Origin of the sequence: Brevundimonas subvibrioides (genome assembly GCF_027271155.1) — a bacterium.
GTDB lineage: Bacteria > Pseudomonadota > Alphaproteobacteria > Caulobacterales > Caulobacteraceae > Brevundimonas > Brevundimonas subvibrioides_D.
On the sequence record NZ_CP114542.1, the window covers coordinates 112,301 to 125,923 of the forward strand.

At 68.3% G+C, this 13,623-nt stretch carries 15 protein-coding genes; 8 read left to right on the plus strand and 7 right to left on the minus strand.

The window, feature by feature from the left end:
* The first annotated feature begins 51 nt into the window (after positions 1-51).
* The 8 genes from obgE to O3139_RS00635 all read left to right on the plus strand — a co-directional run bounded on the left by obgE (position 52) and on the right by O3139_RS00635 (position 7,748).
* The gene (gene obgE / locus O3139_RS00600) at positions 52-1,104 is read left to right on the plus strand and encodes a GTPase ObgE (RefSeq protein WP_269514959.1); all 1,053 of its coding nucleotides are present in this window, start codon (positions 52-54) and stop codon (positions 1,102-1,104) included.
* A 107-nt stretch (positions 1,105-1,211) separates the two neighbouring features.
* Positions 1,212-1,874 carry a nicotinate-nucleotide adenylyltransferase gene (locus tag O3139_RS00605; RefSeq protein ID WP_269514960.1) on the plus strand — a complete coding sequence of 221 codons (663 nt, stop codon included), beginning with the start codon at positions 1,212-1,214 and terminating at the stop codon, positions 1,872-1,874.
* Between the two features lie 178 nt (positions 1,875-2,052).
* Positions 2,053-2,550, plus strand: coding sequence for a ribosome silencing factor (gene rsfS / locus O3139_RS00610; RefSeq protein WP_269516506.1), 498 nt, complete (start codon positions 2,053-2,055; stop codon positions 2,548-2,550).
* A 7-nt stretch (positions 2,551-2,557) separates the two neighbouring features.
* Complete coding sequence (rlmH, locus tag O3139_RS00615) at positions 2,558-3,022, plus strand: 23S rRNA (pseudouridine(1915)-N(3))-methyltransferase RlmH (protein ID WP_269514961.1); 465 nt, start codon at positions 2,558-2,560, stop codon at positions 3,020-3,022.
* Positions 3,022-4,089 carry a murein hydrolase activator EnvC family protein gene (locus O3139_RS00620; protein ID WP_269514962.1) on the plus strand — a complete coding sequence of 356 codons (1,068 nt, stop codon included), beginning with the start codon at positions 3,022-3,024 and terminating at the stop codon, positions 4,087-4,089. The genes rlmH and O3139_RS00620 overlap by 1 nt, the downstream gene beginning before the upstream one ends.
* Before the next feature lie 136 nt (positions 4,090-4,225).
* The gene (locus O3139_RS00625; protein WP_269514963.1) at positions 4,226-5,596 is read left to right on the plus strand and encodes a S41 family peptidase; all 1,371 of its coding nucleotides are present in this window, start codon (positions 4,226-4,228) and stop codon (positions 5,594-5,596) included.
* A 294-nt stretch (positions 5,597-5,890) separates the two neighbouring features.
* Complete coding sequence (locus tag O3139_RS00630; protein WP_269514964.1) at positions 5,891-7,090, plus strand: divergent polysaccharide deacetylase family protein; 1,200 nt, start codon at positions 5,891-5,893, stop codon at positions 7,088-7,090.
* Between the two features lie 172 nt (positions 7,091-7,262).
* Positions 7,263-7,748 (plus strand): RNA pyrophosphohydrolase, encoded by a 486-nt coding sequence (locus O3139_RS00635; RefSeq protein WP_269514965.1) that lies wholly within the window; start codon positions 7,263-7,265, stop codon positions 7,746-7,748.
* Positions 7,749-7,850: 102 nt separating this feature from the next.
* On the opposite strand, the gene O3139_RS00640 is transcribed toward O3139_RS00635, so the two are convergent.
* The 7 genes from O3139_RS00640 to O3139_RS00670 all read right to left on the minus strand — a co-directional run bounded on the left by O3139_RS00640 (position 7,851) and on the right by O3139_RS00670 (position 13,549).
* Positions 7,851-8,075, minus strand: coding sequence for a DUF1272 domain-containing protein (locus tag O3139_RS00640; protein ID WP_269514966.1), 225 nt, complete (start codon positions 8,073-8,075; stop codon positions 7,851-7,853).
* 12 nt (positions 8,076-8,087) lie between these two features.
* The gene (locus tag O3139_RS00645; protein ID WP_269514967.1) at positions 8,088-8,333 is read right to left on the minus strand and encodes a CBU_0592 family membrane protein; all 246 of its coding nucleotides are present in this window, start codon (positions 8,331-8,333) and stop codon (positions 8,088-8,090) included.
* Positions 8,334-8,609: 276 nt separating this feature from the next.
* Positions 8,610-8,879 carry an ATP synthase F1 subunit epsilon gene (locus O3139_RS00650; protein WP_269514968.1) on the minus strand — a complete coding sequence of 90 codons (270 nt, stop codon included), beginning with the start codon at positions 8,877-8,879 and terminating at the stop codon, positions 8,610-8,612.
* Positions 8,879-10,432 carry a F0F1 ATP synthase subunit beta gene (gene atpD, locus O3139_RS00655; RefSeq protein ID WP_269514969.1) on the minus strand — a complete coding sequence of 518 codons (1,554 nt, stop codon included), beginning with the start codon at positions 10,430-10,432 and terminating at the stop codon, positions 8,879-8,881. The genes O3139_RS00650 and atpD overlap by 1 nt, the downstream gene beginning before the upstream one ends.
* A 44-nt stretch (positions 10,433-10,476) precedes the next feature.
* Positions 10,477-11,355 (minus strand): F0F1 ATP synthase subunit gamma, encoded by an 879-nt coding sequence (locus tag O3139_RS00660; RefSeq protein WP_269514970.1) that lies wholly within the window; start codon positions 11,353-11,355, stop codon positions 10,477-10,479.
* Positions 11,356-11,389: 34 nt separating this feature from the next.
* Entirely contained in the window at positions 11,390-12,925 is a 1,536-nt protein-coding gene (atpA, locus tag O3139_RS00665; RefSeq protein ID WP_269514971.1) for a F0F1 ATP synthase subunit alpha, read from the minus strand.
* 69 nt (positions 12,926-12,994) lie between these two features.
* On the minus strand, positions 12,995-13,549 hold the full coding sequence (locus O3139_RS00670) for a F0F1 ATP synthase subunit delta (protein ID WP_269514972.1): 555 nt from the start codon (positions 13,547-13,549) through the stop codon (positions 12,995-12,997).
* Positions 13,550-13,623 lie beyond the last annotated feature (74 nt).

Below are 13,623 nucleotides of genomic sequence, written 5' to 3' on the forward strand. Positions count from 1 at the left end.
AGGGGAAGACCTGCCTGTAAATCGCCGCGCGCTTCGCCTATACGCGCGCAAATGAAGTTCCTCGACCAGGCCAAGATCTACATCCGCTCCGGCAATGGCGGGGCGGGCTCCGTCTCGTTCCGGCGCGAGAAATTCATCCCGAACGGCGGTCCGGACGGCGGCGACGGCGGCAATGGCGGCAACGTCTGGGTCGAGGCGGTCGAGGGGCTGAACACCCTGATCGACTATCGGTACCAGCAGCATTTCAAGGCCCCGACCGGCGGCCACGGCCAGGGCCGCCAGATGCACGGGGCCAAGGGCGAGGACATTGTGCTGAAGGTCCCGGTCGGCACCCAGGTGCTGGGCGAGGACAAGGAAACGGTCGTGCTCGACATGGTCGAGGCGGGCCAGAAGGAACTGCTGCTCAGTGGCGGCAACGGCGGCTGGGGCAATGTCCGCTTCAAGGGCCCGATCAACCAGGCCCCCCGCCACGCCAATCCGGGCCAGGAAGGCCAGGAGATGTGGATCTGGCTGCGGCTGAAGCTGATCGCCGACATCGGCCTGGCCGGCCTGCCCAATGCCGGCAAGTCGACCTTTCTCGCCGCCGCCAGCGCTGCGCGTCCCAAGATCGCCGACTATCCGTTCACGACGCTCGCCCCCAACCTCGGCATGGTCGACCTGAGCCCCGGCGAACGGTTCGTCATCGCCGATATCCCCGGCCTGATCGAGGGCGCATCGGAGGGGGCGGGTCTGGGCACCCGGTTCCTGGGCCACGTCGAACGCTCGGCCTCCCTGATCCACCTGATCGACGGCACCCAGGACGACGTCGCCGAGGCCTATCGCATCATCCGCGGCGAGCTGGATGCCTATGGCGAGGGCCTGGCCGACAAGCAGGAAATCCTGGCGCTCAACAAGATCGACGCCCTGACCCCCGAGGCGCGCGAGGAAAAGGCGGCGGAACTGGAAGCCGTGGCCGGTCGCCGCCCGATGCTGGTTTCCGGCGTGTCCGGCGAGGGCGTGCCCGAACTGCTGCGTGCGGCCTGGGCCGAGGTGCGCAAGACGCGGGGCGAGATCGACGAGGACGGCGACGAGATCGAGACCTTCGCCGACGGCTGGGTGCCTTAGGGCATGGACTTTCTCCCTCCCCCGAGGGGGAGGGAGAATATGGCGACACCCCGGTTCGTCCGTGTTAGCTCACCTGTGAGCATAAGCCCGCCGCGAGTCCCGCCGCCTTGTCCTTCTTCCATGCCGGTCCCGCGCCCCAGGCGAGCGGCCCCCGATCCGGGGCGTTGAGGGACGGCCTGACCCTGATGCCCGGCATGAAGGTCGGGCTGTTCGGCGGGTCGTTCAACCCGGCGCATGACGGCCACGCCCACGTCGCCGAAACCGCCATGCGGCGGCTGGATCTGGATCGGGTCGTCTGGCTGGTCTCGCCCCAGAACCCGCTGAAGGACGCCCGCCAGACCGCGCCGCTGGCCGAGCGCCTGGCCTCGGCCCAGGCGTTCGCCAACGGGCCACGCATGACCGTCTCCGATTTCGAGAGCCGCGCCGGCACCTTCTGGACCATCGACACCTTGCGGGCGCTGAAGGCCCGGCATCCCGGCGTGCGGTTCGTCTGGCTGATGGGCTCCGACAATCTGGAAAGCTTTCACCGCTGGCGCGGATGGACCGACATCATGCGGATGATGCCCGTCGCGGTCGTCGCCCGACCGGGCTCCCTGCTGGAAAGTCGTTCGGCCCCCGCTGCCCGTCGCTTCGCCGGCCACCGCGTGGCTTCGGACGAGGCCCGCATGCTGCCCCTGATGGCCGCTCCGGCCTGGACCTATCTGACGGCGCCCCTGAACCCCAGTTCGTCGACGGCGCTGCGAAACAGGGGCGGACAGACGCCCGGTTAGCAAGGCTCCGCGCGCCGGGCGTTTGCACGCCAAGGTCACAAGGTGACCTTTTGGCCCATCCATGCTAGAGAGCCTCTTTAGTGAACCCTCCCGGAGCCTTCCGCTGACCCCCTCGCCCGCGCACGACGCGCAAGACCATCCCGATCACGACGACGCCGTGTCCAGCACGGCCCACGAGATGGACGCCATCGAACCCATCCACGCCGAGGACGGCGACGACGGTTCGGACGAAGACCTTTCCGACGATTCCGCCGAGGATTTCCCGCTGTTCGGCGCGGACGATGACGCCGACGACGGGTCCAGCTTCGACCGCCAGGGCGTGGTGCCCACCGGCTCGAACCCGCTGGAGACCGCGCTTCTGTCCAAGCTCGACGAGGACAAGGCCCAGGACATCGTCCTGATCGACCTGAAGGGCAAATCCCCGATGGCCGACACCATGATCGTGGCCTCGGGCCGCTCGCACCGTCACGTCGGTGCCCTGGCCGACCATCTGCTGCGCACGCTCAAGGAACAGGGCCTGGGCCGCGCCAAGGTCGAGGGTTTGCCCCACTGCGACTGGGTGCTGATCGATGCCGGCGACGTCATCGTCCATCTTTTCCGGCCCGAAGTGCGGATGTTCTACAACATCGAGAAGATCTGGGCCGTTGACAGCGCGCACCGGACGGCGAACGCCTGATCCAGCCATGAAGCTGGCGATCGTGGCGATCGGCAAACCGGGGCGCGGTCCCGAGGCCACGCTCGCCAGCGACTATGCCGCCCGCGCGACCGCCGCCGGGCGGGCCCTGGGGCTGGGCCCGCTCGATCTGATCGACCTCGATCCGCGAAAGCCCGGCAAGGCGCCGGAGGCCGAACTGATCCTGGCCGCCGCCGAGGGCGCACACCTGATCGCCTGCGACGAACGGGGCAGGACCTGGCCCAGCCGCGCCTTCGCCGATCACATCGCCACCCTGCGCGACCGGGGCGAGCGGCGGCTGGTCTTCGCCATCGGCGGGGCGGACGGACTGGATGCCGGCGTTCTGGCCGCCGCCGGATCGACCCTGGCCTTCGGGCCCCAGACCTGGCCCCATGCCCTGGCCCGCGCCATGCTGGCCGAACAGCTGTATCGCGCCGTGACGATCCTGGCCGGATCACCCTATCATCGGGACTGATGAATCGGCCCGTCCTCCTGTCCCTGATGATCGCCCTGTCGGCCCTGCCGGCCGCGGCATCTGTGCAGGACGACCTGGAACTGCTTCAGGCCCGCTATCGCGACGAGGTCATCCGCGCCCGCCGCCTGCGCGCAGACGCGGCCGAAGCGGCCGTCTCCCTGGCCGCACTCGACCGTCAGCTGACAACCTTGCGGCGCGATCAGACCGCCGACGACGTCCAGATGTCGGCCCAGCGCCAGCGTCTGCGAGACCTGTCCCGGCGCGAGGCCGTCCTCGTCACGGAACTGGCCCGCACCCGCGACGCCCAGGGCCGCCTGTTCTCGGCCCTGCAGATGATGAGCCGCAAGCCGCCGCCGCCTCTGCTGGTCCCGGCCGATCGCGCGGTCGACACCGTCCGGGCCGCCATCCTGATGAAGGCCATGGCTCCGGAGCTGCAGCGGCGCGCCGCAGGCTTCGACGCGCGCCAGGCCGAGGTCCGCCGCATCCGCCGTCTCGCCGTCCTGGCCAGCGAACGGCTGCTGACCAGCGAGAGCGCCCAGGGCGATCGGCGCGCCGAGATCGAGGACCTGGTCGCCCGCCGCTCCGCCCTGCTGGCCGTGCTGAAGGCTGACGCCGACCGGGCCGAGCGCGCCTCGGCCGCGCTGGAGACCCGCATCCGCAATCTGGGTGGCCGACCGGCCGATATCGCCCCGTCCAGGGACGCGACCCCCGCCATGCGCCTGCCCGCCGGTCGCGCCCGCCTGACTCCGCCCGTCTCCGGCTCGCCCACCGTCCGTTTCGGGCGCGGCTCCAGCGGCTGGCGCTGGCCGTCCAGCGCCGGGCCGGTCGCTTCGCCCGCCGCCGCCCGCGTCGACTATGCGGGGCCTCTGAGCGGCTGGGGCCAGGTGGTGATCCTCGATCTCGGCCCCGGCTGGCGCGCCGTCATCGCCGGTCTGGACGGAGTCTTGGTCGCCCCCGGAGACCGGATCGCCGACGGCCAGGCGGTCGGCACCGGCACGGCAGGCGGAGAGGTCTATCTGGAGCTGCGCCGCGAGGATCGCCCCGTGGATCCGGCTCCCTATCTCTAAAGTGCGGAAACAGGCGAAACCGCTTCCCATCCCCGCCCCGCACTGATTTTATCCACCGACGCGACGTCGCCACGATTTCATCGTGACATGTCGTTCCATGACCTTGCCGCCGGGCTGGCGGACTGAAAGAGACCGAATGCGTAAACTGCTCATCGTCGGCGGTGCCGTCCTCGCCCTGGGGCTCAGCGGCATGACCGTGGCGTCCCAGACGCCGAGGAACGAGACGTTCCGCATGCTGCAGCTGTTCGGCGATACCCTGGCGGTGGTCGAGCAGTATTATGTGGTCCCGGTCGACAACAAGAAGCTGATCGAGGCGGCCCTGGCGGGCATGATGACCGCGCTGGATCCGCATTCCAACTATCTGTCCCCGGACGGGTATGGCGACCTGCAGGAGCGGACGACCGGCGAATACTCCGGTGTCGGCCTGACCATCTCTGCCGAGGGCGGCGTGGTGAAGGTGATATCGCCGATGGACGACAGCCCCGCCGCGCGCGCGGGCGTCAAGGCCGGCGACGTCATCTCGGCCATCGATGGCCAGAACGCGTCGGGTCTCACGGTGTCACAGGTGTCGGACAAGCTGCGCGGCGCCATGGGTACGTCGGTGAAGGTGACCTTCCTGCGCGACGGCGAAGAACCGCTGGAGACCACCCTGGTCCGTGAGGTCATCAAGGTCGAAAGCGTGACCGGCCGCCTGGAGGGCGATTTCGGCTATCTGCGCATCTCGACCTTCAACGAGAACACCGGGCGCGAACTGGCCGCCGCGATCCAGAAGATCAGGGCCGAGAAGCCCGATGTGAAGGGCTTCGTCCTGGACCTGCGCAACAACGGGGGCGGTCTGCTGACTGCCGCCATCGACGTGTCCGACACCTTCCTGGAACGCGGCGAGATCGTCAGCCAGCGGGGACGCAAGCCCGACCAGATCGAACGTTATGCCGCCCGGCCCGGGGACCTGACCGGTGGCCTGCCGCTGGTGGTGCTGATCAACTATGGTTCGGCCTCGGCGTCCGAGATCGTCGCCGGCGCGCTGAAGGATCAGGAGCGGGCGACCCTCGTCGGCCTGACCAGCTTCGGAAAGGGCTCGGTCCAGACCGTGATCCCGCTCAGGAACGGCCAGGACGGAGCGCTGTCGATCACCACGGCGCGCTATTACACCCCGTCCGGCCGTTCGATCCAGAAGATCGGCATCGAGCCGGACCTGGAAGTTGCCCGCAACGCGGCGGAGGCCCGCATCGTCTCGCGCTCCAGCTTCATCTATTCGGAGGCCGCCTATGCGACGGCGCTGGACGCCTCGATCGGCGCGGAACGCAAGGGTGCCCATACGCCGCGCGAGGCCCCGGGCGAGGACTATGACAAGGACGCCGACTACCAGTTGCAGCGCGCGCTCGACGTGCTCCGCGCCGGTGGCGACCTGACCCGCCTGGCCGCCGCACCCGACGGCATCGTCATCAACGACGGCACGGTGCAGACGGCCGCGGTCGATACGACGGAAGAGCCCGAGGGCGAATAGGCCACATCCGTCTCCTCCCCGTCGCACAGCGATGGGGAAGGGGACCGCCCGCCGCTTGGCGGGGGGTGGAGGGGCTCTTGACGCCCTCTGGACCTTGCCCGCTTCAAGAACCCCTCCGTCACGGCACGAAGCCGCGCCGTGCCACCTCCCCCTGCGCCTCCGCGCAGGGGGAGGAGACCCTCCGGAACATGCCTAACGCGCCGTTAGGCTTTCTTAACCGACAGCCGTTCATAGTTCGGGACGAAGGTCAGGTCCGGAAATCCGTCCGGGCCCTGTATCGAGCGTCCGCCCACCATGTTCGCCAAACGCCAGTCCGCCCTCGCCGCCGCCGCCGGTGCCCCGCCTCCGGGCCGGGGTCTGAAGCTCGACTTCAAACCCATCGGGGCGATGCTGAAAAAACCGCCCGTCGCCGTGGGGGCCGCAGGCCTGCTGCTGCTGGGCACCGTCGCCCTGTTCCTGACCGTGCTGGGCGATCCTCGTGCCGGGACGCCGTCGGCGCGCGTTTCCCTGCACCGCCCCGCCCCTGTCGCTCCGCCCGCGCCGTCGGGTCTGGAGGCATTCAGCATGGGTGGATTCGGGGCCTGGCAGGGTCTGTCGGGGGTGCCCGTCGATCCCGCCACCGGCGCGGCCGGCGGCGACGCCCTGATCACCCTGCCCGACGGGGCCTCCGTCGCAGGCGGTTCGGCCATCGCGGCCCCGCTCCAGCCGGCCCAGCCCCTGGTCGCGGCCCCCATCGCCGGCCTCAGCCAGCCGGGTCCGCTCGGGCCTCTGCCCGTCATCGCGCCCGATGGCCGCGTCCCGGCCCAGGCCTATGCCCGCCCCTTCCGCCCGAACGGCAAGCCGACGGTGGCCCTGATCGTCGGCGGCCTCGGCCTCAACGCGGTGACCACCCGCGCCGCGATCGAGCGCCTGCCCGCCGACGTCACACTTTCGTTCGTGCCCTATGCCGAGGGCCTTCAGGGCTGGATCAACCTGGCCCGCGCGCAGGGGCATGAGGTGATGATCGAGATTCCGATGGAGCCGACCGGTTATCCCAACACCGACCCCGGCCCCTATACCCTGCTGAACAATGCCACCCCCGACGACGTCCAGGCCAAAATGAACTGGCTGCTGGGCCGCGCGACCGGCTATTTCGGGGTCACCAACTATCTCGGCGACCGATTCGTGACCTCCGACACGGGCATGAGCGCCTTCCTCGGCATCCTGCGCCAGCGCGGCATCGCCTTCCTCGACGACGGCTCGGCCCGTCGCCGGCCGGGGGCCTGGGCCCGCGCCAGCGCCGACAGCATCATCGACGAGACCCAGACCCCCGCCGCCATCATCGCGGCCCTCAACATGCTGGAGGCCACCGCCAAGACCCGCGGCGCGGCGATGGGGACCGGCTTCGCCTATCCGGTGACGGTCGAGGCCGCCGCCCGCTGGACCGCCGGTCTGGAAGCCCGCGGCCTGCAACTGGCCCCGGCGTCGGCGATGACGCATCGGCCGGGGCGCTGACGCGCGGTCAGCCGACGGTAGGCAGTAGGCAGTAGGCAGTGGGCAGTGGGCAGTGGGCAGTGGGCAGTGGGGGTTGTCCCGGGCCCTGGTGGAAGTCACCACCCTGGTGTGAGGGCTGACGGACCATTTTCCCTTGCTTCCTACTGCCCACTGCCTACTGCCTACTGCCTCCATGGCTGATCCTTTCCCCAAACACCGCCCCAACGTCGGCGTCGTCCTGTTCAATGCCACCGGCCAGGTCTGGTACGGGCATCGCGCCGGTCAGCTGACGGACCATGCCTGGCAGTTCCCGCAAGGCGGGGTGGACAGGGGCGAGGACCTGGAGGTCGCCGCCCGGCGCGAGCTGGAAGAGGAAACCGGCGTCACCTCGGTCGCGCTGATCGCCCGCACCGAAGGCTGGATCGTCTACGACTTCCCCGAAGCCCTGAAACTGGCGCACAGGCTCAAGGGCCGGAAGCCCTGGGACGGCCAGAAACAGGTCTGGTTCGCCTTCCGCTTCACCGGCGACGAGGCCGAGATCGACCTGAACCGCCACGACGAAATCGAGTTCGACGCCTGGCGCTGGGGCGACCTGTCGGAGGCCTGCGACCTGATCGTGCCGTTCAAGCGCGCGGCCTATAAGCAGGTCGTGGCGGCGTTCAGCCGGTTTGTCGACTGAACCCCACGTCTCCTCCCCGGCCCGAAGGGATGGGGAGGTGGCGCGTAGCGAAGCGAAGAGACGGAGGGGTTCCTGAACCCGCACCGTCGGCGCGCATCGTCCTCAGGGGCAGACCGTCCGCACGACCCGCTTCGTCGAGGGCGGGTATTCTGCCAGCAGCCGCGCGGGCCGAATGGGCCGCTTCACCAGCTCGCCCCCGCAGTTCGGGCAGACCCCGTCCACGCAGTCGGCGCAGAAGGTGCATTCGAAGGTGCAGATGCGCGCGTCCGGGCTGTCATAGGGCAGGTCCCGGTCGCAGCATTCGCAGTTGGGTCTAAGCTCCAGCATGGGAGCCCGATATCAGGCCTGGCGGCGTAGTGCCAGCCGGACCAGCCCCGCCACCGCCACCAGCGCCCAGGCCCCCTCCATCAGTGCTGCCGACAGGTTGAAGTCCACCGAAAGCGACCACAGGATCAGCAGCGCCCCGATCAGGTTCAGGCACAGCGCGGGCCATTGTTTGGGATCGAGTCGACCCGCCGTCGCCCCGGCATAGGCCACGAGGATCAGCAGGACGCCGAAGATGCCGAGAAGGTCAGGTAGGGACATGGTGATCCTTAGCTCGAGGCAACGCTTGTGGTCACAGGTGCGGGCTTCACCGATGACTGGCGTCGACGGCGCACCTTGTCATCGCGGCCGAAGCGAAGCGGAGAGCCGGGACGAGGCAGGACTCCAGAAACAAACTCCCGGGCAGCTCGCAGAGCTGAACCGGGAGCCGGGCGGGTTCGACCCTGCTCCCGGACGGGCTTCGCCTTCCGGGAGAGATCATCCTGGGGGCGTCACCGTCCCCGATAGCCGCGGCGCGGCTTCGGGGATGACAAGCCCTTAAGCTGCGGCTGTTTCCGTGGCTTCCTCGGCCAGGATGGACAGGCCGGCGGGGGTGACGTCGGCGAAGCCGCCGCGCACCGTGAAGGTCCGCCGCGACGATCCGTCGAACACCGTGACCGGGCCTTCGCGCAGGGCGGTCATGAAGGGCGCGTGGTCGGCCAGGACGCCGAAGTCACCCTCGACGCCCGGCGCATCGACCTGATCGACGAGGCCGGAAAAGACCTCGCGTTCAGGCGACACCAGCGAGAAGCTGAGCTTGCCCGCCATTACGCCGCGTCCGCCGCCAGCTTCTGAGCCTTCTCGACGGCTTCCTCGATGGGGCCTACCATGTAGAAGGCGGCTTCGGGCAGGTGGTCGTATTCACCGGCGACGATGCCCTTGAAGCTGCGGATGGTGTCGGCCAGCTCGACGAACTTGCCGGGCGAGTTGGTGAACTGCTCGGCCACGAAGAAGGGCTGGGACAGGAAGCGCTGGATCTTGCGGGCGCGCGACACGATCAGCTTGTCCTCTTCCGACAGCTCGTCCATGCCCAGGATGGCAATGATGTCCTTCAGGGCCTTGTACTGCTGCAGCACTTCCTGGACCGAACGGGCGACCAGATAGTGCTCCTCACCGATGACCAGCGGGTCCATGATCCGCGAGGTGGAATCGAGCGGGTCCACGGCGGGGAAGATGGCCTGGGCGGCGATGTCGCGGTTCAGCACGGTCGTCGCGTCCAGGTGGGCGAACGAGGCGGCCGGGGCCGGGTCGGTCAGGTCGTCGGCGGGCACATAGATGGCCTGGACCGAGGTGATCGAGCCCTTCTTGGTCGAGGTGATGCGCTCCTGCAGATTGCCCATCTCGGTCGCCAGCGTCGGCTGATAGCCCACCGCCGACGGGATGCGGCCCAAGAGGGCGGACACTTCCGAACCGGCCTGGGTGAAGCGGAAGATGTTGTCGACGAACAGCAGCACGTCCTTGCCTTCCTCGTCGCGGAAGTATTCGGCCTGGGCGAGGCCAGTCAGGGCGACGCGGGCGCGGGCTCCGGGGGGCTCGTTCATCTGGCCATAGACGAGGGCGCATTTCGACCCCTCGGTCGAGCCGCCGTTCCTGGACGGATCCACGTTCACGTTCGACTCGATCATCTCGTGGTACAGGTCGTTGCCCTCGCGGGTGCGCTCACCCACGCCGGCCAGAACCGAATAGCCGCCATAGGCCTTGGCGATGTTGTTGATCAGCTCCTGCATGGTCACGGTCTTGCCCACGCCGGCACCGCCGAACAGGCCGATCTTTCCGCCCTTGGTGTAGGGGCAGATCAGGTCGATGACCTTGATACCGGTGACCAGGATTTCCGACGAGGTCGACTGTTCCTCGAAGCTGGGCGCCTCGCGGTGGATCGGGCGGAACATCGTCGTCTTCAGCGGACCCTGTTCGTCGATCGGCGCGCCGACGACGTTCATGATGCGACCCAGGGTGCCCGGGCCGACGGGGGCCAGGATGGAGGTGCCGGTGTCGACGACGGCCTGGCCGCGGGTCAGACCCTCGGTGGTGTCCATCGAGATGGTGCGGACCATGTTCTCACCCAGGTGCTGGGCGACTTCCAGAACCAGGGTGAAGGGCTCGCCCGTCTTCTGGTCGACGTTCTGCGTTTCCAGCGCGTTCAGGATGGCGGGCAGCTGGCCGGTGAACTCCACGTCCACGACGGCGCCGATGACCTGGGCGATCTTGCCCACGCCGGTGCCGGCGGTGACCACGGCATTGCCGGTGGCGGCGGCGGCTTTCGGCGCCTTGGGAGCGGCAGGCTTCCGGGCGGCGGGCTTCTTGGCGACGGTGTCGGTCATCGGTCGGGGTCCGTTCTTATCGTGTGTCTGTCAGGATCGGAGGATCAGAGCGCTTCCGCGCCGGCGATGATCTCGATCAGTTCGGTGGTGATCTGGGCCTGGCGCTTGCGGTTGTAGGTCAGGCGCAGGGAGGTGATGAGTTCGCCCGCGTTGCGGGTGGCGTTGTCCATGGCGCCCATCTGGGCCCCGAAGAAGCTGGCCTGGTTCTCGTACAGCGCGGCCAGGACCTGGGTCGTCAGGTTGCGCGGCAGCAGGACGTCGAGGATCTCCTCCTCCGACGGCTCATAGTCATAGACCGCGCCGTTCAGGTCGACCGGGGGCGCGTCGCCATCGACCACGGCGGGGATCAGCTGCTTGGGCGTCGGCACCTGGGAGATCACCGACTGGAAGCGGCTGTAGAACAGGGTCACGACGTCGGCGTTTCCGGCCTCGAACTCCTCGGCGATCAGACGGGCGATCGGCTCGGCGGTCGTCATACCGATGACCTTGTGGTCGCTCAGCTCGAACGTCTTGATGATCCGGCCGCCGTACAGACGGGTCAGGCCGTCGCGGACCTTGCGGCCCACGGCGACGATCCGGACGTCCTTGCCGGCCGCGATCAGGGTGTTGATCCGCTCCTTGGCGGCGCGGATGACATTGGTGTTGAACCCGCCGGCCAGACCCTTGTCGCCCGTGGCGACGACGACCAGGTGCTTCTGGTCCTTGCCCGTGCCGGACAGCAGTTTGGGCGCGCCGTCGCCCGACACGCCGGCCGCCAGATTGGCGATGACGGCGGCCATCTTGCGGGCATAGGGACGCGCGCTTTCGGCCTGCCCCTGGGCACGCTTCAGCTTGGCCGCGGCGACCATGTTCAGCGCCTTCGTGATCTTCTGCGTGGACTTCACGCTTTCGATCCGGTTGCGCATTTCCTTGAGGCTGGCCATCGGGCGCTACTCTTTCAGCTTTCCGGGGTCAGACTTAGGCGAAGGTCTTGGCGAAGGCTTCGATCGCGGCCTTCAGCTCGGCTTCCAGCTCCTTGGACAGGGCCTTGGTCGACTTGATGGCGTCCAGCGTCGACTGATGGGCCGAGTGCATCCGGGCCAGCAGTTCGGCCTCGAAGCGACCGATGTCGGCCACGGCGATCTTGTCGAGATAGCCGCGCGTTCCGGCATAGACCGAGACGACCTGCTCCTCGACGGTCAGCGGCGAGTACTGGGGCTGCTTCAGCAGTTCCGTCAGACGGGCGCCGCGCGCCAGCAACTGCTGGGTCGAGACGTCCAGGTCCGAGCCGAACTTGGCGAAGGCGGCCATTTCCCGGTACTGGGCCAGCTCGCCCTTGATCGAACCGGCGACCTGTTTCATCGCCTTGATCTGGGCCGAGGAGCCCACGCGCGACACCGAGATGCCGACGTTCACGGCCGGACGGATGCCCTGGTAGAACAGGTCGGATTCCAGGAAGATCTGGCCGTCGGTGATCGAGATCACGTTCGTGGGGATATAGGCCGAGACGTCGTTGGCCTGGGTCTCGATGATCGGCAGGGCGGTCAGCGAGCCCGAACCATTGTCCTCGTTCAGCTTGGCCGAACGCTCCAGCAGGCGGCTGTGCAGATAGAAGACGTCGCCCGGATAGGCTTCGCGGCCCGGCGGGCGACGCAGCAGCAGGGACATCTGGCGATAGGCCACGGCCTGCTTGGACAGATCGTCGTAGATGATCAGGGCGTGCATGCCGTTGTCGCGGAAGAACTCGCCCATGGCGGTGCCGGCGAACGGGGCCAGGAACTGCAGCGGGGCGGGCTCCGACGCCGTGGCGGCCACGACGATGGTGTAGTCCAGGGCACCGCGCTCCTCGAGCGTCTTGACGATCTGGGCGACGGTCGAGCGCTTCTGGCCGATGGCGACGTAGATGCAGTAAAGCTTCTCGCCTTCCGACGCGCCTTCGACGTTGATCGACTTCTGGTTCAGGATCGCGTCGATGGCGACGGCAGTCTTGCCGATCTGACGGTCACCGATGATCAGCTCGCGCTGGCCGCGGCCGACGGGGATCAGGGTGTCGATGGCCTTCAGGCCGGTCTGCATCGGCTCGTGCACCGATTTCCGGGGGATGATGCCCGGAGCCTTCACGTCCACGCGGCGGCGCTCGGTGAACTGGATCGGGCCCTTGCCGTCGATCGGCTCGCCCAGCGGGTTGACCACGCGACCCAGCAGGCCCTTGCCGACCGGCACGTCCACGATCTCGCCCAGGCGGCGGACCTCATCGCCCTCGGCGATCTGGGCGTCGGCACCGAAGATCACGGCCCCGACGTTGTCGCGTTCCAGGTTCAGGGCCATGCCCTTCACGCCGGCCTTGGGGAATTCGATCATCTCGCCGGCCTGGACGTTGTCCAGACCGTGGATGCGGGCGATGCCGTCGCCGACCGACAGGACCTGACCCACGTCGGACACGTCGGCTTCGACCCCGAAGTTGGCGATCTGGGACTTGAGGATGGCCGAAATCTCGGCGGCGCGGATGTCCATGGTCGGGCTCTCTGGCTTTCGTCTTCCTGGGCGTCGGCGGCGAGGCCGACGGTCAAATCGTGATGTGGCTTATGCCCGCTTCAGGGCGAACTTCATCTGGTCGAGCTTGGTCTTCAGCGAGGCGTCGAACAGTTTCGAGCCGACCTTGACCTTCAGTCCGCCGAGGATCGAGGGATCGACGCGGGCGGTCATCTCCGGATCCTTGCCGAGCGCGGTCGTCAGGGCGGTCTTGATGGTCTTCAGCTGGGCGGGCGTCAGGGCCTGGGCCGAGACGACCTCGGCCGCCACGACGCCGGTGTGGCGCGCATACAGGGCCTCGAAGCCGGTGATGACGCCGCCCAGGTCGCGGGCGCGGCCGTTCTGGGCCAGCAGACCCAGGAAATTCCTCGTGGTCGTCTCGAATTTCGCGGCTGTGGCGATGGCGGTCAGGCCCTTGCCCTGATCCTCGGCCGACAGGATCGGCGACGTGGCCATGCGACGCAGGTCGGCGCTCTCGATCCAGGCCGCCTTCAGCGACTTCAGATCGGCGCGGACGGCGTCCAGCCTGCCCGTTTCCAGGGCGAGATCGAACAGCGCCTGGGCATAGCGCGCGCCGACTTCCGTCGTTCTGAAATCGTCAGCCAAGACCTGTCCGTCCGAATACGTATCTGTTCAAACGACCGGCCGCGAGCCTCGCGCCGGTCAAAGGCTTGAAATGC